Source organism: uncultured Algibacter sp. (genome assembly GCF_947495675.1).
In the GTDB taxonomy this organism is placed as follows: Bacteria; Bacteroidota; Bacteroidia; order Flavobacteriales; family Flavobacteriaceae; genus Algibacter_B.
On sequence record NZ_CANLZX010000047.1, the window covers coordinates 1 to 1268 of the forward strand.

1 protein-coding gene is annotated in these 1268 nt (G+C 30.6%); it reads left to right on the forward strand.

The window, feature by feature from the left end; genetic code table 11:
* Window positions 1-117: 117 nt before the first annotated feature.
* On the forward strand, window positions 118-1044 hold the full coding sequence (locus tag Q0842_RS16015) for a hypothetical protein (protein WP_298500498.1): 927 nt from the start codon (window positions 118-120) through the stop codon (window positions 1042-1044).
* Window positions 1045-1268 lie beyond the last annotated feature (224 nt).

Genomic DNA, 1268 nt, shown 5'->3' on the forward strand with positions numbered 1-1268 from the left:
TGCTTTGTTTGCTAGCTTCTAATTTTCCTTCGGAAAATCCTGGCAGGCAAACACGCAACTTTCTATACACAAACACGTTGGCAGTAATTAAAAAACCCAGATAAGAACTCAAAATTCATGAATAGAAAATTATTATTTAATTTTATACTATTATTCTTTTTTAACTTTTGTCTCTCACAAGAAAAGCCTAATGAAATTAAGTTTGGAAAATACTCGGTCTTTTTCGAAAAACCTCTACATGAATTAATAAGACAAAACGCTTCAAATGCAGATAATCCTGGAAGCTACAAACAAATTGTAAATGCATCTAAAACCACACTTAGTGCGGGAGATTCATTGAAAATAAATTATTACATTTCTGGATACGGTTTCATAGATTTCACCTCTGCCAAACTATATTATTCTTCTTCAGCAAACATTATTGATATCGACAAATCATATATTACTGTAGATTTTAAAATTGTTGATAAGTTAATATATTATGGAGGGTTAAATATGCCCCTTCAAAATAGTGGTCTGATTCCATTAAATGGAGTTTTGTTCACTCCCAAAGATGGAATTACCACTACTTATTTCGATGATTTTAAAAAAGCTGAAAACCCCTATTTAAAGGCTAAAAAAGATTTTAGGCCAAACTATGACCAATACATACAAGAGCATACAATTATTTTTTCCGAGGCGACATTGGGTAGAAAAAATAAAGAAGAGTTCAAATCGCCCATATCATTCAAAATTAAATTAAAAGAAGGTATTCCTCCAGGAGATTACTATTATTCATTTGTACTAACATATTTTAACGGAGAAAGCTGGGAAAATGAACGAGTGGAAATAAAGCTAAAAATTATGAACTGGTATGAAGAATATTCGTCCCTAATTCAATGGCTTGCTTTATTAATTGCTCTAATGTCAATAATAACATTGATTAACCCAACCTATAAAGTTTTAGCAAATGGCTTTAAGAAAGCAAAAAAAATAAAATTTATAAATAAGAAATCGAAAACATCAGAAAAGGTTAAACAAAAGATTAAAAAGAAAAAACGTTAAAAAACTACTGCCAACAATGTATAAAAATAATTGCTTGGTCATTGCTTACTCGGAAAATCCTGCGGATTTTCCTCTGGCTAGTTTTTGTATACTAATTTAGTGACTTAACCACGCAACTATTCTTATACGAGACCGTTGTGTGTAAGCTTGACCCGTCCTGAATAAAGGCTACATAATTTTAAACATTATGTACAAAAATGACAAAGTAATTAGACGGTATTCAG